Source organism: Photobacterium japonica, from assembly GCF_050337005.1.
In the GTDB taxonomy this organism is placed as follows: Bacteria; Pseudomonadota; Gammaproteobacteria; order Enterobacterales; family Vibrionaceae; genus Photobacterium; species Photobacterium japonica.
On sequence record NZ_JAKJSN010000016.1, the window covers coordinates 61,020 to 80,459 of the forward strand.

A 19,440-nucleotide genomic window follows, 5' to 3' on the forward strand; every position below is an offset into this window, starting at 1 on the left:
CACCATGGCCTGCGAGTACCAAGGAGACATGTCACATGTGGTACGTTATTTTTTCTCAAGATGTCGACAATAGCCTTGAGCGCCGCTTAAGTGTCCGTGAAAAACACTTGGCCCGCCTAAGTGCCTTACAAGAAGAAGGTCGCCTGCTGGTTGCCGGTCCGATGCCTGCCATCGACAGTGACAACCCAGGAGAAGCCGGCTTCACCGGTTCAACCGTGATCGCGGAATTCAACTCATTGGCCGACGCACAAGCATGGGCTGATGCCGATCCGTACATTGAAGCCGGTGTTTACGAAAAAGTGATCGTGAAGCCGTTCAAAAAAGTGCTGCCGTAAGCGTCGCTTCGGGAACGCCTTGAATATAAAACGGTCTATTCAACGACTTTTATCGTAACTATCGACAGAGATACCCGCATGCTAAAACGAACACTCGCGCTTTTGGCCGTCACCTTGTTGGCAGGCTGTGCGTCCAATGGTGACGACGATGCCGTGCTAAACTTGGCGAAGATGCGCGCGACGGCCATTAACAGCAAAGCCCCGTATGAGAAAATCGACCAATATCAAATCATGAAAGCGAAAGCACGTGAGAACGTGGTCGAAATCACCATTTTGTACGGCGGCGGAGGGAATACCGCACCGACCATCGCCGCAAAAAATGCCGCAATCAACTACTGTAATAATGACGAGTTAACCCCTATCGTGAGTGAGGGCGTGGACTACAACATTGTGATCATCGACATGCGAGGCCGCCCAATGGTGAGCCAGCCAGTCAATACAGAAGTATGTAGCACCCTGACAAATTGATGGTGCCTATTCCGGTTACGTGATCAGCAACACTGAAACAGCACAAACAAAAACGCCAGCATACATAGCTGGCGTTTTTTTATGGGGTAACAACCATATCACTGGCGATCGAAGATCAATACCTTCAAGCCGCCTTCCGGATCGATGTCTTTAAATTCAGGTGGATTATCCAGACGGTACTGGTAATGCAGTTCTGGGGCTTCTGTGGCCATGCCTTCAATCAAGAACGACGACGACACACCCGGATCATTCACACACGCCACCACTTGCCCTTCGGCTGTCAGCAACTCAGGCAAACGACGCAGAATTTTCTGGTAGTCTTTCGTCAGCGCAAAGCTGCCCTTCTGGAACGACGGCGGGTCGATAATGATCATGTCATACGGACCCAGCTTGCGCACTTTGCCCCACGACTTGAACAGCTCATGGCCCAAGAAGCTCACTTTCGACAGGTCATGCTGATTCAAGTGGTGATTGTCACGGCCACGGCTCAGTGCCGCTCTTGCCATGTCTAAGTTCACCACGTGCTCGGCACCACCCGTAATCGCCGCGACGGAAAAACCACACGTGTAAGCAAACAGGTTCAATACGCGTTTGCCTTCGGCGTGCTTCATCACCCACTCTCGGCCTAAACGCATATCCAAGAACAAGCCGTTATTTTGCTTACGGCCCAGATCCAGCTTGAACGTCAGGCCGTTTTCTACCACGTCCTGATAATCACGGCTCTCGCCCCACAACACCTCTAGCGGTGAGCCTTCACGGTCACGGTGCTGCAGTAACAAGGCCGAAGCACCCGACTGTTGCCATACTGGCGATGCTGCCAGAGTGCTCAACACACGGTGCAATTCAGCCAGAAAATCGTCTGAGGGCTCTTTAAACAAAGACACCAACACTTGACCGGATAACCAGTCAACCGTCAATTGTTCTAAGCCCGGCCAGCAACGACCACGGCCATGAAAAAGTCGGCGTACTTCCGTTGGCGGTGTCGCCAACGCAGCCATCAAGTGTTGCTCAAGAGTAGGTAGTGCACTAATTTCCATCACGATACTGCATTTAGTTAATGTGGATAGGATGACGCACGCATTCACGCGATCAATTTTAGCTGTTCTTGCTCAGGAAGACGGTGGCTAGCTAGCAGCACATATTCGGCTTGCATGCGCGCCTGATGCTGGCGGCGCGCACGTTGTTTAACCAGTTTACGATGTCGACGAAATGACGCCAGCCCCCAAAAACGCGTTTTATTCTTTTTTTTCTTTAATCGCATACGTAGCGATACAGAACGGGTAAGGCGCATGGTTTTCCTCGATCTAGGTGGTATCCTAGACGGGCATTATAGGTGATCTTCATCCATGGGTTAATGCCTTGTGGCCAATAAAAACGCGATTAATCAAAAATAAGGCGGAGAAAACCCGCGTTTACCGCGATTATTATCAGTAAGGCTTATTTTCATACGCTAACAATGCAAAAACCGGTGTTTTTATCACCACGAAAGAAACCGTGTGGTTATTTATCACCCAGTACCGTTTTATCCGCACAGACGCGACTCGCCCTTTATTTCTCGGCGTCGGTTTGACCTTGTTTGCTCTTCCCCGGCACCGCTGGCCAATTGAGCATCCACGGTGTTTGCCACTCGGCTAAACCGGCTTTCACTGCATCGCCTTGCCACAGTTCACCGCGTGTCGGCGGGCAAACAAACTGCCATTGCTCCCCCAAATACGGGAAACGCAGCGCGTAGGCATGCAAATACCCCCGATCCGCCGCTTCACAGCCGTAAATGTCATCGCCCGTGATCCCCGACCCCACACTGCGTAACGCCACACGAATTTGGTGGGTTTTACCCGTGTGTGGTTTACACAAGAAGAGACGGCGCCCGTCACCACCGGTGGTCGAGAAAAACTGCGTGATGGCCGGATTCTCACGGCTCGTTTCCAGCTTCCAGCTACTGCGGCGTGAGCGCGTCATGTCACCCACCACAATGCCTTGTTTTTTCTTTGGCTTCTTCGTGCCAATCGCCAAGTAGTATTTTTCAACAACCCGTTGCGCGAAGTTAGCAGACAACAATGATGCTGCCTCATGATGCCGCCCCAGCAACAATAACCCTGAGGTCATTTTGTCTAAGCGGTGGATCAAATACAGTTTTTCATCCCCAGTGTGACGGGCCACTTCCGCCAACAGCGGTTGTTCGTTGTCGTCTTTATGGACGCTGATCCCCGGATGCTTATCGATCACGAGAAAATCAGGGTGCTGGAAAACCAAAGTAAACATAGGGGATCTCTATTTTTCAAAAAACGTTTAGCGAAAACACGCGCAGTATATACCCAACCGCCACCTTCACAAAACGACCAACCCAATGAGAATTCATTGGTATTCCTACCATTTCAATGCAAAATAGATAGATATGTCACCAAAATAGCAAACGTGAATGGAACAGTTTTATCAAGTACTGACTTGGGTCGGCGTGTTTCTCTACTGGTTACTGATTGCAGCGGTCACAATGCGTGTCGTGTTCAAACGGCGAGTCGTTGGGGTCTCTCTTGCGTGGCTGATGATCATTTACATCATTCCCATCGGCGGTGTCTTCGCCTATATCCTGTTTGGCGAACTGAACCTCGGAAAGAAACGGGCCGAACGGGCCAAAGACATGTTTCAACCCTATGAAAACTGGTTCCAAGGCCTGACGGACTGCCCGGGGCACCAACCCCACCTGATGAGCGAACATGCCCGCCCTATCAACGATCTGTGTGAAAATCGGCTCGGCATCCCCGCCCTCAGTGGCAACACCCTGTCCCTGCAAGATTCACCACAAACCATTTTACGCGCCATGGTTGACGATATTCACGAAGCACAATCTGCCATTCATATGGAGTTTTACATTTGGCACCCTGGCGGGTTGGCCGATGAAGTAGCCACCGCTTTAATCATGGCCGCCAAACGGGGCGTCACCGTGCGCATTTTATTGGATGCGGCAGGCAGTATGCGTTTCTTCCGTTCTCACTGGCCGAAACTGATGCGTCATTCAGGCATCCATATTACGGAAGCCTTGGCGGTCAGTCCGATGCGTATGTTTTTGCGCCGGCTTGATTTACGCCAGCACCGCAAAATTGTCGTCATCGACAGCAACATTGCCTACACGGGCTCCATGAACATGGTCGATCCGGCCTATTTCAAAACCGATGCGGGTGTCGGCCAATGGATTGATGTGATGGTACGGGTGACGGGCCCAACCGTGCAGGTGTTGAATGCGATCCAAGCATGGGACTGGGAAGTGGAGACTGGCGAGCGTCATCTGCCAATGGTACCGGATTGCCCATTTCCCAGTGCGGTCAATGCCACCGATATGATCCAAGTGATCCCATCGGGTCCCGGCATGCCGGATGAAATTATTCATCAAACCTTGCTACTGAGTATTTATCAAGCGCGTGAAAGCGTGGTGATCACCACCCCGTATTTCATTCCCAGTGAGAACTTGCTGCATGCGATGAAAGGCGCGGCGCAGCGTGGGGTTTTGGTCGACATCGTGATCCCCGATAAGAACGATTCCTTGATGGTGGAATGGGCCAGCCGCTCTTTCTTCTCAGAATTGCTGACTGCTGGCGTGCGTATTCACCGCTTCCAAGGGGGCTTGCTGCACACCAAATCGGTGGTGATTGATGGGAATCACTGTTTGATTGGCACGGTCAATTTGGATATGCGCAGCTTGTGGCTCAACTTTGAAGTCACGCTCGCCGTGGATAACGCCGAATTTACCCAGCAACTCAGTTGGCTTCAACAGCAGTACATCGCCGATTCCCATCAAGTGGATGGCAGCACTTGGCATGATCGTTCGATCACCAATAAGCTGTTTGAACAGTTCTTCTATATGTTCAGCCCGCTACTGTAAGTATCTGCGACGATTTCCCTGCACACATTAACAATGCGCCCATGCTTGTATGGGCGCAAACGCTCTATATCCGACCTCTTTGCCATCATTGAGATAGCCTTGAGCCTGCGAGCAATGTGCTTTACGGCAAGAAACATTGAATAAGAACAATGACAAATAATCCCAAAGAGAGCAGCTTCCAGAACGTTAGCGACGCGGTCAGCGGTAACGGCTGGCGCTTTGCCTTTTCAAGTACGGCGGTGCTGGGGTGGGTGAAATCTGCAATACATTCTGACAACGCGACATACCGGCATTCGGCTTGAGGATGACAGGCTTTACACAACACCACATCCACCCACATGGGCAGATCATGCCGATAATGCCTGATAGGAGAGTACTCCCGACTGTCTTTCGGCCGCTTGAACGCCGCTTTTTCTGCGGTGCCACCATATGGGTAATGCCCCGATAACATCTCATACCACATCACGGCGATAGAAAAGAGATCTGACTGCACCGTGGCTTTTTGCCCGATGCCGCACTCGGGGGCGAGGTATTTTTTATCGCCTACCGGCACGCTTTCACTGAGCAATGCACCGGTATCATCGTTAAAACTGTCGGCCTGTACCGTGCCTAAATCAATGATCATCACCGTCTCATCGGCCGTGATCATGATGTTTTCCGGCTTCAAATCCCGATGGACGATACCTTGGCGTTGCAACGCCCTCGCCGCTTTGATCATCCCTTGCGCCAGCCGCTGCACCGCCGCCAAAGGCGGATTGGGATGCGCCGCCATCCATTGGCGCAACGTGATCCCCTCGACCCACTGGCAGACGTGGTACAAAAACGCAGACGCACATGAATCCGAATAAATACGCAAAATTTGAGGGTGCCGGATCTGCGCCCCCACCCACCCCTCGCGGATGAACCCTTGCAGATACACGTAATCCTCCGCAAAGTGCAGCGAGGGCACTTTTAAGGCATACCGTTGACCGTCTTTGTCACTGACCGCCTGATACACGTGGCTGCGTGATCCGCTGTGCACCACCTCGGTGATCGTGTAATGATCCAACCGCTGCCCAACGTTCAACACTGGCGGGATCACCCGTTGCAACAAGGCATTGAGCATTTCATCCGTCCCCCACTCGGGCAATGCCTCCACGTTCACAATCACGCAGGTGGCGTTATCCTGAACCGTCGGCGGCGACTTTTTCTTCGCCGTTTTAACCGCGTATTCATGGGTATAGACGCCATCTACTTCCCCCTTCAATGCCGCATTCACCACGTACTGCGCCTGCTTTTCTGCTCGGTTATTTACCGCGACGGTGTTTAATTGCGCCGCGTTTAGCACCGCAGTGAACTGAGCCTCGTTAGCGAACGCATCATGCACGCCGTCGGTGGTAAAAATCAGCTGATCACCCACTTCCAATGGCAGTTGTTGGTAATCCACCTCTAAATGCGAGTCCATCCCTAATCCGCGTGTCAGCATATACTGTCCGCCGTATTGCCGACGCCGGTGATCTTGGGTTAAACAACGCAGTTGACGTTTCCCTTGCGCACGCCCCCGCCGAAACAGGTACACCCGACTGTCACCCGCATGCATGATGTGGGCCGTATTCGATTTGATCACCGCCGCGCAAAATGTCGTAACCGACCCTTCATAGGCAAAGTCTCGCTGCTGGCCTTGGTGATAAAACCATTGATTCAGGCCATGCAAAATTTTACTGACCGTTGGCCGCACGCCCCATGTCGCAGGCGCGGCGTAATAGTCTTCAATGAACTGCGTCACGGTGATCTGACTGGCTTGCTGGGCATACTGACTCCCACTGACGCCATCCGCCACACAGGCGACCACGCCTTTTTGCGTGTACTCCCGCGCTTGCTGCGGGATCTTCACTGCAAATGCATCCTGATTTATAGCGCGTTTACCCGCGCAAGAGTGCCCCCCAGCCGACACCACTAAGCCATAGCGATTATTGGCCAGCACCTCTTCAATGATCACTACCGTCCCTCCTGCGCCCCTATACAACCCACATTTAGGATTTGGCGACATCGATCAATGTGATGCTGCCGTCATCATTCACTTCTGCGATTTGCCCGGCCGGCTCCTCCATCATCAGCAAGGTCACAAAGCCCACAACGGCGGTGCCTGCGATGACATAGAAGAACGTCTGGTACTCCACCAGCGATAATAGGGTGAGGTAACACACTGCCCCCACGTTACCGTAAGCCCCCGTCATGCCCGCAATTTGTCCGGTCATACGGCGTTTGATCAGGGGCACGGTGGCAAACACCGCCCCTTCTCCCGACTGAACAAAGAACGAACACACCATCGCTGCTACCACCGCAAGCCACAGCGGCCATTGGCCATCAACCTGCCCCATCAAGAAGTACCCTGCCGCCAACCCTGCCGTTAAGATCAACAGCGTCGGTTTACGACCAAACTTATCAGACAGCCAACCGCCACCCGGACGCGACATTAGATTCATGAACGCGTAAGCCGACGCGACCATGCCCGCCACGACAGGCGATAACGTGAAGGTTTCTGCAAAGAACAACGGCAGCATCGACACAACGGCCAATTCGGAACCAAAGGTGGCGAAATACAGCACATTTAAAATGGCCACTTGCTTGAACGAATAACGGTGGATTTTCGCCACAGGGGCAGAAAAAACCGTTTTATTCACCCGCCAGGCCTGACGCACTTCATACAAATAAACAACGACCAAGCCTGCATATAACGCCATTTCAACGGTCTCGCTGAGTAACCCCACCCCGCTCGGTGACAGCTTCCATGTCAGTAACGCCAACGCGCCGTACATCGGAATTTTCATCAAAAGCAACAAGAAGAAATCGCCTTTTGACGTAACTTCCATCGCCCCTACTGCTTTGGGCTTGAAATACGTCGCGCCTTGTGGCGTATCTTGCACATTGCGATAAAAGATCACCGAAAACAGCAGACTCATGGCACCGGTGATCGCCATGGCATAACGCCAACCATCCTCGCCGCCTAACCACACTGCCAAAGTGGGCAAGGTAAAAGCTGCCGCTGCCGACCCAAAGTTACCCCATCCCCCGTAAATACCTTCGGCGGTGCCCAGTTCGTTGTGCGGGAACCATTCCGAGACCAGTCGGATCCCCACCACAAACCCGGCTCCGATCAACCCCAACGCAAAACGGGCAATCGCCGCTTGAACAAAGCTGTCCGAGAAGGCGAACACCCAACACGGGATCGCACAAATCGCTAGCAGCGCTGTGTACACCAGTCTGGGGCCGTATCGGTCCGTTAGCATGCCAATCACCACCCGTGCAGGGATAGTAAAAGCTACGTTGAGGATCAACAGGGTTTTGATTTCTGCCGTGGTCAGCCCCAAGGAGGCCTTCACCGACTGCAACAAGGGCGCAAAGTTAAACCACACGAAAAAGGTAATGAAAAATGCGAACCAGCTTAAATGCAGGATTTTCATTTTCCCCGAAAAAGAAAACAGATTGAATGTGTCCTTCTCTGACACCGCACTTCTCTCTGACATACACTTCACCCTCCTTATTGATGACTAACGTAGTTAATGCACGTTACATGCCAGATCAAAACGCATTATTACATCCATTTATAATCATGGACTTAAACTAAAAAATGCCGTTTTAGCTCTGTGTATAACGTTTGAATCAACAGTGATGGTGCACAGGCGCACCATCACTGTTAATGCGCCACAGTTAATGCACGCCTAATACCTGTCGACAGATAAAAAAAAGCCCTCATCGTCGGAGGGCAGATCGATCACTAATCACGAAGAGACAAGCTCAACAATCACACCAAGATACACAATGCGTCCTTAGGACATTGCGTTTATACCGCCACTTGTACCCATCCTTGCTGACAGCGGATCGGATAGGTTTTCAGTAGGATATCCGGCTGCTCAATACACTGGCCGGTTTTCAAATTAAAATGCTGTTTAAACAAAGGGGATGCCACCACCGCGACGTCTCCCATCGAGCCAATAATGCCCCGCGATAACACGCTGGCTTTCCCTATCGGATCAAAGTTATCGACCGCATACAGCGAGTCGGTACGGGCACAGAAAAAAATCGCCACATGCTGTTCATTCAGCAACACGCATACGCCGGCATGGGACGGCAGATCCCCCTTGGCACAAATGGTTTGCCACATACGCGTGGGCGAAGGTAAGGGAAAATCATCTAAAGGATAAGTTTTCATCGGTTCACCTCATCGGTTATGTCGACCACATTGATTCGCTGAGGACGCGGATGTCGCTGCCCACGCTCAACCACGTAGTGCAAATGGGTATTCGCTTGTTCACTATTGAAGAAATGACGGAAACGCTTGAGCTTTTCAGGAGATGCCAAGGTGGTTTGCCATTCACACTGGTACTGATCCAGCGTTCGAGCAATATCGGCTTCTAACGCGTGGGCAATCCCCAAACTGTCCTCAATCACCACCTCTTTGAGGTAGGCCAATCCCCCGTCCAGATTCTCTAACCACACCGACGTACGCTGCAGGCGATCCGCGGTGCGAATGTAATACATCAACAAACGGTCTACATACTGAATCAAGGTCGCGTCATCCAAATCGACTGCAAACAGATCCCCATGGCGCGGGCGCATACCGCCATTGCCACATACATACAAATTCCAGCCCTTTTCAGTGGCAATCACACCGATATCTTTCGACTGCGCTTCGGCGCATTCGCGCGTACAACCGGATACCGCAAACTTCAATTTGTGTGGTGCTCGCAGCCCCTTGTAACGGTTCTCCAAGGCTATCGCAAAACCCACACTGTCTTGCACCCCATAACGACACCACGTATTGCCGACACACGATTTCACCGTGCGCACCGCTTTACCGTAGGCATGGCCCGTTTCAAACCCTGCATCAATCAGGCGTTGCCAGATCTGAGGCAATTCATGCAATTGCGCGCCAAATAAATCAATCCGCTGCCCCCCGGTAATTTTGGTGTACAAGTTAAAGTGTTTGGCCACTTCCCCCAATACAATCAATTTATCGGGAGTGATCTCGCCCCCCGCCACCCGTGGCACGACAGAATAGGTGCCATCTTTTTGCATATTACCAAGGTAAATATCGTTGGTATCTTGCAGTTCAAGGTGGGCATCATCCAAGACATAATCATTCCAAAACGAGGCCAGCATCGAGCCCACGGCCGGTTTGCATATATCACACCCCAAGCCAGTGCCATGGCCGTCAATCAACTCGCCAAATGTTTTAATTTGTTTGACTCGCACAATGTCGGCCAATTCTTGTCGGGTATACGCAAAGTGCTCACACAGATTGTGATTCACCGTTTCGCCCTGTGCTTCTAACGTGGCATGGAGGATCTGCTGCGTCAGCGCGGCGCACCCGCCACACCCCGTTGAGGCCTGCGTGGCCGATTTAATGTCAGCCATGGTGCAACACCCGGCCATCACCGCTTCGGTAATGGCGCCTTTTGTCACGTCATAACATGAGCACACTTGCGCGCTATCCGGCACCCCTTGCGTACCCGCAGCCTCGCTGTCATCGTCAGCCCATTGTGGCAAAATTAAAGCGGCAGGGTTCTCCGGCAAAGACAGATCATTGCGTGTGATTTGCAACAATTGCTCATAGGGGCTGACATCGCCCACGAGCACCGCCCCGATAATTTTGTCCCCCTCTGGGGAGACAATCAGGCGCTTGTAGATCTGCTCAATGTCATCACTGTAGGTGTAAGACTGTGCGCCGGGGGTTTGCCCATGCACATCACCAATACTGGCCACATCGACCCCCAGCAGTTTCAGTTTGGTGCTCATGTCAGCCCCAGCAAAGCGTTCTCGCTCCGACGCGTTTTGCGGTGTCTCGCCCTGATTGTCGTTATGCTCTACCGCGTGAATAAACCCGTGTGCTAGCACCTTGGCCATTTGATAACCCGGCGCCACCAAACCGAAGATCTTGCCCTGCCATAACGCACACTCCCCAATGGCATACACATTCGGTTTATCGGTTTGGCAATAATCGTCTATCACGATCCCGCCGCGCTCACCCACCGCGATCCCACTGTCTCGCGCCAGACTGTCTTGTGGGCGGATCCCGGCGGAAAACACAATCATGTCAGTTTCAAGGTAAGAGCCATCGGCAAACACCATGCGATAACGGCAATGGGTGCCGGATTCAATCGCCGTGGTGGCTTTGTCGGTGTGCACCTGCACGCCCAAGGCCGTAATTTGTTGCGCCAACCGCTGACCGCCGCCCTCATCTAACTGCACCGCCATGAGGCGCGGTGCGAACTCCACCACATGAGTCGTTAAGCCCATCGAGGTTAAGGCGTTGGCGGCTTCTAAGCCCAGTAAGCCACCGCCCACGACCACGCCGACTTCGCTACGCATGCCGGACGCTTCAATGGCATGCAGGTCATCAATGGTACGGTACACATGGCAATGCGACTGCTCGCAACCGGGGATCGGCGGGACAAACGGGTATGAGCCGGTCGCAAGCACCAATTTGTCATAACACACTCGCAAACCTGACGCCGTCACCACTTGCTGATGCGCATGATCAATGCCCACCACTTTTTCATTTAGGTGAAACGTCACGCCTTGCTCTTGATAAGCTTGCTCGTCTGCCAGCGCCAGATCGGCTGCCGTTTTCCCGCTGAAAAATTGACTCAACTGCACTCTGTCGTACGCCAAACGCGGCTCTTCGCTGAATGTCACAATGTCAAACCGACGCGCTTTGTCGTGTTGCAGCATATCTTGAATGAACTTATGGCCGACCATGCCATTTCCGACCACCACAATCCGCTGTTTCTGCATGCTACTCTCCCCCTTGCCTCTAAACGGCCACCCTGACGCGGCACTCTCTTTGCTATGCCGATAACGACACAGGCTGCACGACCGCTGCCATCCTTGATTGGCTTTGCTGCCACAACACGGGCAACGGCTGCGATAACGCCACCACATCGCCCACCACAATCAGCGCTGGCGAGATCACATGGTGACGCGCCACCAGCGCAGGCAAAGCCGATAACATGCCCGTGATCACCCGTTGCTCAGGACAACACCCGTTTTCGATCACCGCCACGGGCGTCAACGCTGGCATGCCCGCCGCTTGCAGGTGCGTAGCAATGTCATCAGCTTTGGTCAGCCCCATATAAAACACCAAGGTGTGATTCAGTTGCGCTAAGGCCGTCCAGTTCAACGCCCGTTGTTTTTCAATCTGTTTTTCAGTCTGCTTTTCCGCATGGGCGGTCACAAAGGTACAACCTTGCGAGACCCCACGGTGGGTTAATGGAATACCGGCATAACTGGTACATCCCGCAGCGGCAGTAATGCCAGGCACCACCTCGACCGGTATGTCGTGCGCTGCCAGCGCTTGCAACTCTTCACTGCCGCGACCAAAAACGAAGGCATCGCCGCCTTTCAATCGGCAAACACGGTATCCTTGCTGCGCTAAATCCACCAGCCGTTGATTAATCGCCCCTTGCGACAAGCTCACGCAACCTTTGGCTTTGCCGACATACAGCAATCGGGCGGAAGAGGGAAACGTGGCACGAATGGCATCACTGACCAATCGGTCATACACAATCACATCAGCCAGTGCGATACATTGGGTGGCTTTTACCGTCAGTAACGCCGGATCCCCCGGTCCTGCTCCCACCAGAGCGACCTGACCGACACCTTGCTCCTGAATAGGATTTTTGCCTGGCGGCATCGCCCGGGCTTTCGCCTGCTGACTGACCATTGGTTTACTCGCTTCATTCATTGCGCCACCCTGTCCTTGCATTTCTCTGCTCATAACAAGGATTGAGCAAAGACAGTGCCAACTTCATCATTCTGACCTTCCAGCGCTTCTCCTGCCGCTGCCCTATTTGGCATGAATCATCAACCTTTCAGTCACTTATCTCACTCTCTTTTCTTCCGTGTCGGCACGCGCTCAGCGTTCATTATCAGCATGCTCAACACACAGCCATCCCATTCATTCCTCATCGCTGCACAGTTATCGTGCAACGCCGAAGGGAATTGCACCACGTTAATAACAAGGTAAACAGTAAAGACAGGCAGAACCGTGTATGCCATGTCGCCCATCGCCATGGCATCTCACGCTTTTCATCAAGAGAACCCGCTCATCAGGCGCGCCTGAAGATCAAAAATAATCAATCAATATCAACAAGATAAATTCAAGCATTACCGACACGCACGCAATATTTGGCCGCTCGAAACGAGAAATAACCTACCCCTTGATGGCCATCCGTATCGCAACTGGTGCGAATATTGCTCCTCTCATCTATCACGTTGGTGAATGGACTTTCCCTCACCAGACACCGTTCAAGGAGTGCAGATGACGACAGCGAACAGCAATATTCAGCATCACGACGACGCACAAGGAAAAACGCACAACAGCTGGATCAAGTCGACCTGTGCGTTCTGTGGGGTGGGTTGTGGCATTGAAGCCAAGCCGGATGCACAAGGTGGACTGGCGATTCGGGGCGATCAAAGCCACCCCGCCAATAAAGGGAAACTCTGCACCAAAGGCATGGCACTGGGCGATACGGTCTCCCATCAAGGCCGGTTGCTTCAACCGCTGGTGAATGGGCAACCTCAAACGTGGTCACACGCATTGGACTACGTCGCCCAACAGTTTCAGCAGATCATTGCGCAGCATGGGCGTGAAGCGATCGCGTTTTATGTTTCTGGCCAACTGCTGACTGAAGATTACTACGTCGCCAACAAGTTAATGAAAGGCTTCATTGGCAGCAGCCATATCGACACTAATTCGCGCCTGTGTATGTCATCCAGCGTGGCGGGACATACCCGCGCGTTTGGCGAAGATGTGGTACCCAATTGCTATGAAGATATCGAACTGGCTGATGTGGTGATTTTGGTGGGAAGCAATTTAGCGTGGTGCCATCCGGTGTTATATCAACGCCTGCGCGCCGCCAAAGCGGCACGCCGAACCCACGTGGTGGTGATTGATCCGCGCACAACCGCCACCTGCGAATTGGCCGATCACCATTTAGCGCTGCACCCCGACACCGACGTGGCGCTGTTTAATGGCTTATTGGCGTACCTGCATCAACACGGTCACACCGACAACGCCTATATTCAGGCGCACACCGAAGGCTTTACCGAGGCCTTAGCGGCCACCGCCCCTTATGGCGATATCGCGCAGGTCGCGGCAGTCACAGGCTTAACGGCAYACGATATCCTCGCGTTTTACCAGCGCGTGGCGAACACGCCCCGTACGGTGACGGTGTATTCACAAGGGGTCAATCAATCGGCCGCTGGCACCGATAAGGTCAACAGCATCCTCAATACCCATCTGGCCACTGGGCGCATCGGCTTGCCGGGCAGCGGGCCATTTTCTGTCACTGGCCAACCCAATGCGATGGGCGGGCGTGAAGTCGGCGGGTTAGCGACCATGCTCGCGGCCCACATGCAGTTTGATAACCCCGAACACTGCACCCAGATCCGTGATTTTTGGCAGGCCGAACACCTCGCCACCGCCCCCGGCCTCAAAGCCATCGACATGTTTAATGCCATCGGCGACGGTAAGATCAAAGCCATTTGGATCATGGCGACCAACCCCGCCGTCAGTTTGCCTGATAGCGCACGCATGAATGCGATACTGGCTGCGTGTCCACTGGTGGTGGTGTCCGATTGCATGGCGAAAACGGACACCTTGCGTCACGCCCATGTTGCGCTGCCCGCCCAAGGGTGGAGTGAAAAATCCGGCACCGTCACCAATTCGGAGCGCCGTATTTCGCGCCAGCGTCGCTTACTGCCCACGCCCGGAGACGGTAAACCCGATTGGTGGATCATATGTGAAGTGGCGAAACGCATGGGATTTCAACACGCGTTTGATTACCGTCATGAAGCCGACATTTTCAATGAATACGCCAGTATGACGACCTTGGCGAATCCGGCCCCCAAAAAAGCCACACAACCGCATAGCGAAGCACCTCGGCAATTGAACTTGGCGGGACTAACGCACCTCACTCCCGCCGAGTATCACCAGCTGTTACCGCAACAATGGCCCGTTACCGAACGAGATCAACCAACGCCGCGCTTGTTTCATGATGGCCACTTTTCCACCCCATCAGGCCGTGCGCACTGTATCGCGACGCCTTCTCGCCCCCCCATGGTGGTGCGCAGTCGCAAATACCCATTCATCCTGAATACCGGACGGGTGCGCGATCACTGGCATACCTTAACCCGTACCGGACTGTCGCCGCGCTTATCCGCCCATACCGCCGAACCCACACTGACGGTGCATCCGAAGGATGCCAAACGGTACGGACTTCAGTCACAGCACATGGTGCGGATCACCAGCCAACAGGGACACACCGATGCACGTCTGCATATCAGTACGGATTGCCAACCCGGCAGTGTGTTTGCCCCGTTTCATTGGAGCCGCAGTAACAGCAGTTTTGGCCACATCGACAACCTTATTGCCCCCCTCTGCGATGCCCTTTCAGGTCAACCGGCCTTTAAATACACGCCAGTGTACTTGTCGCCTATTTCTCTGTGCAGTGAAGCGCTGTTAATCACCCGATCCCCAATCCCGACCATGCTCTGGGCGAAACATGGCATCACGTATTGGGTCGAGCAAGCCATCCCCAACGGCTACCAATATCGGCTGTACGCCCCAGAACCGGACACTCGACCTACAAGACAAGCCCCATTAGCAGAACGGGCAAAAGCGTTATTCGCTAGTCTGCAAGTGGCTGTTCACGCGCAATCCGTCACTACGCAACACGCGACTACGCAACACATGACCGCGCACAGCGGTGATACCCTGCGAATGGCCATGCTGAATCAACAACAAGTATCGGCCGCGTTGGTCTGTGCACCCCGCCTGCCCCCTTTCCATCACGATACCCTGCCCTCGCTGCTCACCCGTTCTTTAACGGATCCGGCGGTGCGGGCCCTTTTCGGAGAGGTAACCTCTGACGCAGTGGCATCACACCCTGCACAAGGGGCGCTGCTTTGTGCCTGTCACCAGATGGGACGGACGACGCTGGTTAACACCATTCAGCAGCACGCCGTCACCTCTTTGCAGACCTTGCGCCAATGCACACCAGCAGGGAGTGGTTGCGGCAGTTGCTTACCCGAGCTACAAGGGCTAATCGATGCGCACAATCACACTTCCTTGTAATGCTGTGTACTGTCGTCATCATCGCGGCCCCGAGATAACATTTTTAGATCCCCGCCACACCCCCTTCGCTGGCAGCACATAAACCAGAAAAAATCTGCCAGCGTCAGCACAAATCCGGTTCTTTTTCCCCTTGAGGGGTGCCGCTTACCCCGCAAAAACGCACGCCGTCTTTCGCTTGGTACATCCAAAATTGTCGCGTGACTGGTTTCCTCCCGCGCAAACCGACGCACTTTTCGCATTCCGTGTTTTTTTATCGTCGTGATTGCGTCAATGATAGCGTTGATAAGCAATTTTCTTTTTCGTTTCCATTGTTCCACGCGAACCGTTCTGGATGAACACAGGAGAGAAACCGATGAACAAAATCACGTTAATGGCCGCTTTGGTCGGGATGTCTGTCTCTGGATGGACACACGCCGCAACCGACGTCGACAAGATGTCGCAGTTGACCATTATCCCTAACCACAATCCGACCTTGGTGCGTAACTTCAACCCTTACCTGCCTGGCCGTTTGCACACGGCACGTGACTTCATCTATGAGCAATTGGTGATCTTCAATGAACTCAAAGGCAACACGCCTGAGTTTCGCTTAGCCACCGATTATCACTTCAGTGACGATCTCAAACGCATCACCTTTGACATTCGTGAAGGGGTAAAGTGGTCTGATGGCACACCGTTTAGCGCCAAAGACGTGGCGTTCACCTTCAACAACCTGAAGAAGACCCCCGCGTTGGATGACCGTGGCGTCAACAAGTTGATCGATAAAGTCACTGCAGACGGCAACACCGTCACCTTCTACCTGACAGAAATCAACACCAACGCCGCGTATGAAATATCATTGATCCCTGTCGTGGCTGAGCACGTGTGGTCAAAAGTCAAAGATCCAACCACCTTTGTGAACGAAAACCCTGTCGGTACCGGCCCGTTCACCGAAATACCGCGCTTTACACCAAGCTTGTTCTTACAGTGTCGTAACCCGAATTACTGGGACAACGACAACCTTGACGTCGACTGCTTGCGCGTACCGCAGTACAACCACAACGACCAAGTGTTAGCGGCATTGGTGAACTCCGAAGTGGACTGGGGCGGCTCCTTCGTGCCTGATATCGAAAGTACCTACCTAAAAGCCTCGAAGAACCACGGTTACTGGTACACGGCAGCGGGTACGCAATCTTTCATGTTCAACTTTGACAACAGCGATCCGGTTAAACGTGAAGCACTGAATAATGTCGACTTCCGTCGCGCTTTCTCTATGGCGCTGGACCGTCAAACCGTCATTGATGTAGCCAACTACGGTAACGGCACCCTGAACGACTTTGCATCTGGTTTGGGGTACGCGTTTGAAGCGTGGTCAGACAAAGCGGTGCACAAGCAATACAGCCCATACATGACCTACAACCCGAAAGACGCGAAAGCCTTGCTGAAAAAAGCCGGCTTTGTGGATCGCAATGGTGATGGACTGGTTGAAACCCCATCGGGCAAGACACTGACGCTGGAGATTCAATCACCAGGTGGCTGGACAGACTTTAACAACGTGGTCATTTTGGCGGCTGAACAATTAGAAGCGGTCGGGATTGATATTAAAGTCCGTACCCCTGACTTTGCGGTGTACAACACCAACATGCAAAAAGCCGGTTACGACATTGCCTTCACCAACTACTTCCACGGCCCAACGCCGCACAAGTACTGGAGCAGCGCCTACCACTCTAAACTGCAGCGCGGGGAAAGCATGCCACGCTTCGCGATGCACTTCTGGAGTGATCCGAAGCTAGACACGCTATTGGATAATTTCTACAAAACGGATAAGCGCGATGAGCAAATCACCATCGCTCACCAAATCCAGCGTATGATCGCAGAAAACCAAGTGACCGTGCCGGTGATTTCTGGCTCTAACTTCTACCAATACAACACCCAACGCTTTACGGGTTGGTGGAACAAAGACAACGCCAAAGGTCGCCCAATGCCATGGGAAGGCACCCCAGAGCGTTTGTTGCATGTGTTGGATCTGAAGCCAGTTATCTAAATAACCGTTGCTCATTGAACACGAACAAACACTGAAACAACAAAGCCCAGCAATTGCTGGGCTTTGCTTTGGCAAGATAAGCGCCATTGTCCCCATTCGATACCCATTCTCCAATCTGTAACTAAACAACCAAAACACCGGACAAAAAAGACAAACATTCCCGATTTTCGACCGATGATCTCGATGTGATGCCATGTGTACCACAACCAAAAACATGTTTTTTTTATCTAAACACGTGCAGAGATCGCGATTTTAATAACAAATAACTCAATAGCCGGACTTTTATACCCGTCGATATCCCACCTCCCTCTATTTTGCGGCCACCCTTGTTGCCGCCTCGTTGAAACTCATTACCATTCTGTTAAGGGACCATCGATTGAGTGAAAGTATATTTCGTAAAACTTACCAATTAACGCCCTGCTAACGTATTTTGTTATTGAATTTATCATTAACGTGCTGCTATCACAGATTTCCCCCTGCACTCGAAAAAACTTGCTAAGCACGCCTTACCATTTCTTCATCGACTCGTCATACCCTACCCATAACAAAGAGAAGATTGATGAAGATGAAAAAGGTCTTTTTTAAAGCTGCGGCTTTAACACTCGCGCTTGCTGCCACTGGTGTTCACGCTAAAGAGTATGAAATCGTCAACGTAGTAAAAGTCTCTGGCATTCCTTGGTTTAACCAAATGAACAAAGGGATTGAACAAGCGGCGACAGATTTTGGCGTCAATGCGCATCAACTTGGCCCTTCCACGCCCGATCCGGCGCAACAAGTCAAAATCATTGAAGATTTGATTGCCAAAGGCGTCGATGCCATCACCGTTGTGCCTAACGATGTGACTGTGCTTGAACCTGTTTTCAAAAAGGCCCGTGAAAAAGGCATCATCGTTCTGACTCACGAATCACCAGACGGTCATGGTGCTGATTGGGATATCGAAACCATCGATAACCAAGCGTACGCCAAAGCCACCATGGATGAACTGGCGAAAAACATGGGTGAAAAAGGCGGTTATGCCGTGTATGTCGGTTCACTGACCGTGCCACTACACAATAACTGGGCGAACCTCGCTATTGATTACCAGAAGCAAACGTACCCTGGTATGTACGAAGTCACGAGCCGTATGCCCGTGGCAGAAAGCATCGACCAGTCTTACGCGGCAACGAACGACCTGATGAAAGCGCACCCAGATATGAAAGGTATCGTCTCTTACGGCTCATTGGGCGGTATCGGTGCCGGTGAAGCCATCAAGAAAAAACGCGCTAAAAACAAGATGAGCGTGGTGGGTATTTTGATGCCAAGCCAAGCGGCCCCTTACCTGATGCGTGGTGAAATCGACAAAGGCTACCTATGGAACCCCGCAGATGCAGGATACGCCATGGTGGCGGTCGCCAAGCAGATGCTGGAAGGCAAGAATGTCGCGCAAGGTGTAACGGTTGCGGGTCTGGGTGATGCCGACATCGATCAGGAAAAACGCGTCATCAAATTCAACAAGATCCTCGAAGTGGATAAAACCAACGCGCGCGCATTGGGTTTCTAATTCCTTCAAGGGGATAACCCCGCCCAATTAAGGCTGCCATATCGGCACACGCTTAACACACTTGGGCTCGTCTCTCACATT

At 52.6% G+C, this 19,440-nt stretch carries 14 protein-coding genes; 6 read left to right on the forward strand and 8 right to left on the reverse strand.

From position 1 onward, the window contains the following. The first annotated feature begins 35 nt into the window (after positions 1–35). The gene (locus L4C36_RS07170) at positions 36–335 is read left to right on the forward strand and encodes a YciI family protein (RefSeq protein ID WP_428477114.1); all 300 of its coding nucleotides are present in this window, start codon (positions 36–38) and stop codon (positions 333–335) included. Between the two features lie 78 nt (positions 336–413). Continuing rightward, entirely contained in the window at positions 414–803 is a 390-nt protein-coding gene (gene gspS2 / locus L4C36_RS07175) for a type II secretion system pilot lipoprotein GspS-beta (RefSeq protein ID WP_428477115.1), read from the forward strand. A gap of 98 nt (positions 804–901) precedes the next feature. Here the strand turns inward: gspS2 and L4C36_RS07180 are convergent, their stop codons facing one another. From L4C36_RS07180 to L4C36_RS07190, 3 genes are all read right to left on the reverse strand, one after another. Continuing rightward, positions 902–1,840, reverse strand: a complete 939-nt coding sequence (locus L4C36_RS07180) for a class I SAM-dependent methyltransferase (RefSeq protein WP_428477116.1) — start codon at positions 1,838–1,840, stop codon at positions 902–904. A gap of 44 nt (positions 1,841–1,884) precedes the next feature. Then, entirely contained in the window at positions 1,885–2,094 is a 210-nt protein-coding gene (locus L4C36_RS07185) for a hypothetical protein (protein ID WP_428477117.1), read from the reverse strand. A 257-nt stretch (positions 2,095–2,351) separates the two neighbouring features. Next, positions 2,352–3,065: a TIGR01621 family pseudouridine synthase gene (locus tag L4C36_RS07190; RefSeq protein WP_428477118.1), complete on the reverse strand. Its 714-nt coding sequence runs from the start codon at positions 3,063–3,065 to the stop codon at positions 2,352–2,354. Positions 3,066–3,222: 157 nt separating this feature from the next. Between L4C36_RS07190 and cls the strand changes: the two genes are divergently transcribed. After that, positions 3,223–4,680: a cardiolipin synthase gene (gene cls, locus L4C36_RS07195; protein ID WP_428477119.1), complete on the forward strand. Its 1,458-nt coding sequence runs from the start codon at positions 3,223–3,225 to the stop codon at positions 4,678–4,680. Between the two features lie 121 nt (positions 4,681–4,801). On the opposite strand, the gene L4C36_RS07200 is transcribed toward cls, so the two are convergent. The 5 genes from L4C36_RS07200 to cobA form a co-directional block, all read right to left on the reverse strand. Next, entirely contained in the window at positions 4,802–6,658 is a 1,857-nt protein-coding gene (locus tag L4C36_RS07200; protein ID WP_428477120.1) for a bifunctional protein-serine/threonine kinase/phosphatase, read from the reverse strand. A 34-nt stretch (positions 6,659–6,692) separates the two neighbouring features. Then, entirely contained in the window at positions 6,693–8,186 is a 1,494-nt protein-coding gene (locus L4C36_RS07205) for a NarK family nitrate/nitrite MFS transporter (RefSeq protein WP_428477121.1), read from the reverse strand. A gap of 317 nt (positions 8,187–8,503) precedes the next feature. After that, positions 8,504–8,872, reverse strand: coding sequence for a nitrite reductase small subunit NirD (gene nirD, locus L4C36_RS07210; RefSeq protein ID WP_428477122.1), 369 nt, complete (start codon positions 8,870–8,872; stop codon positions 8,504–8,506). Next, on the reverse strand, positions 8,869–11,457 hold the full coding sequence (nirB, locus tag L4C36_RS07215; RefSeq protein WP_428477123.1) for a nitrite reductase large subunit NirB: 2,589 nt from the start codon (positions 11,455–11,457) through the stop codon (positions 8,869–8,871). Before nirB ends, nirD begins: the two co-directional genes overlap by 4 nt. Positions 11,458–11,509: 52 nt before the next feature. Beyond that, a complete protein-coding gene (gene cobA / locus L4C36_RS07220) occupies positions 11,510–12,355 on the reverse strand; it encodes a uroporphyrinogen-III C-methyltransferase (RefSeq protein ID WP_428477153.1) in 846 nt (281 codons plus the stop codon). A gap of 627 nt (positions 12,356–12,982) precedes the next feature. Here cobA and L4C36_RS07225 point away from each other — a divergent pair. The 3 genes from L4C36_RS07225 (at position 12,983) to L4C36_RS07235 (ending at position 19,359) form a co-directional block, all read left to right on the forward strand. Further along, positions 12,983–15,799 (forward strand): nitrate reductase, encoded by a 2,817-nt coding sequence (locus L4C36_RS07225; protein ID WP_428477124.1) that lies wholly within the window; start codon positions 12,983–12,985, stop codon positions 15,797–15,799. Between the two features lie 352 nt (positions 15,800–16,151). Beyond that, positions 16,152–17,819, forward strand: coding sequence for an ABC transporter substrate-binding protein (locus tag L4C36_RS07230; RefSeq protein WP_428477125.1), 1,668 nt, complete (start codon positions 16,152–16,154; stop codon positions 17,817–17,819). Positions 17,820–18,384: 565 nt separating this feature from the next. Continuing rightward, a complete protein-coding gene (locus L4C36_RS07235) occupies positions 18,385–19,359 on the forward strand; it encodes an autoinducer 2 ABC transporter substrate-binding protein (RefSeq protein ID WP_428477154.1) in 975 nt (324 codons plus the stop codon). Positions 19,360–19,440: the final 81 nt, after the last annotated feature.

Bases quoted from the DNA above. Each gene is read 5' to 3' on its own strand.
- L4C36_RS07205 (WP_428477121.1), bottom strand. From the start codon at position 8,186: ATGTCAGAGAGAAGTGCGGTGTCAGAGAAGGACACATTCAATCTGTTT.
- cobA (WP_428477153.1), bottom strand. From the start codon at position 12,355: ATGCCGCCAGGCAAAAATCCTATTCAGGAGCAAGGTGTCGGTCAGGTC.
- L4C36_RS07235 (WP_428477154.1), top strand. From the start codon at position 18,385: ATGAAAAAGGTCTTTTTTAAAGCTGCGGCTTTAACACTCGCGCTTGCT.
- L4C36_RS07230 (WP_428477125.1), top strand. From the start codon at position 16,152: ATGAACAAAATCACGTTAATGGCCGCTTTGGTCGGGATGTCTGTCTCT.
- L4C36_RS07190 (WP_428477118.1), bottom strand. From the start codon at position 3,065: ATGTTTACTTTGGTTTTCCAGCACCCTGATTTTCTCGTGATCGATAAG.
- L4C36_RS07180 (WP_428477116.1), bottom strand. From the start codon at position 1,840: ATGGAAATTAGTGCACTACCTACTCTTGAGCAACACTTGATGGCTGCG.
- L4C36_RS07185 (WP_428477117.1), bottom strand. From the start codon at position 2,094: ATGCGCCTTACCCGTTCTGTATCGCTACGTATGCGATTAAAGAAAAAA.
- nirD (WP_428477122.1), bottom strand. From the start codon at position 8,872: ATGAAAACTTATCCTTTAGATGATTTTCCCTTACCTTCGCCCACGCGT.
- nirB (WP_428477123.1), bottom strand. From the start codon at position 11,457: ATGCAGAAACAGCGGATTGTGGTGGTCGGAAATGGCATGGTCGGCCAT.
- cls (WP_428477119.1), top strand. From the start codon at position 3,223: ATGGAACAGTTTTATCAAGTACTGACTTGGGTCGGCGTGTTTCTCTAC.
- gspS2 (WP_428477115.1), top strand. From the start codon at position 414: ATGCTAAAACGAACACTCGCGCTTTTGGCCGTCACCTTGTTGGCAGGC.
- L4C36_RS07170 (WP_428477114.1), top strand. From the start codon at position 36: ATGTGGTACGTTATTTTTTCTCAAGATGTCGACAATAGCCTTGAGCGC.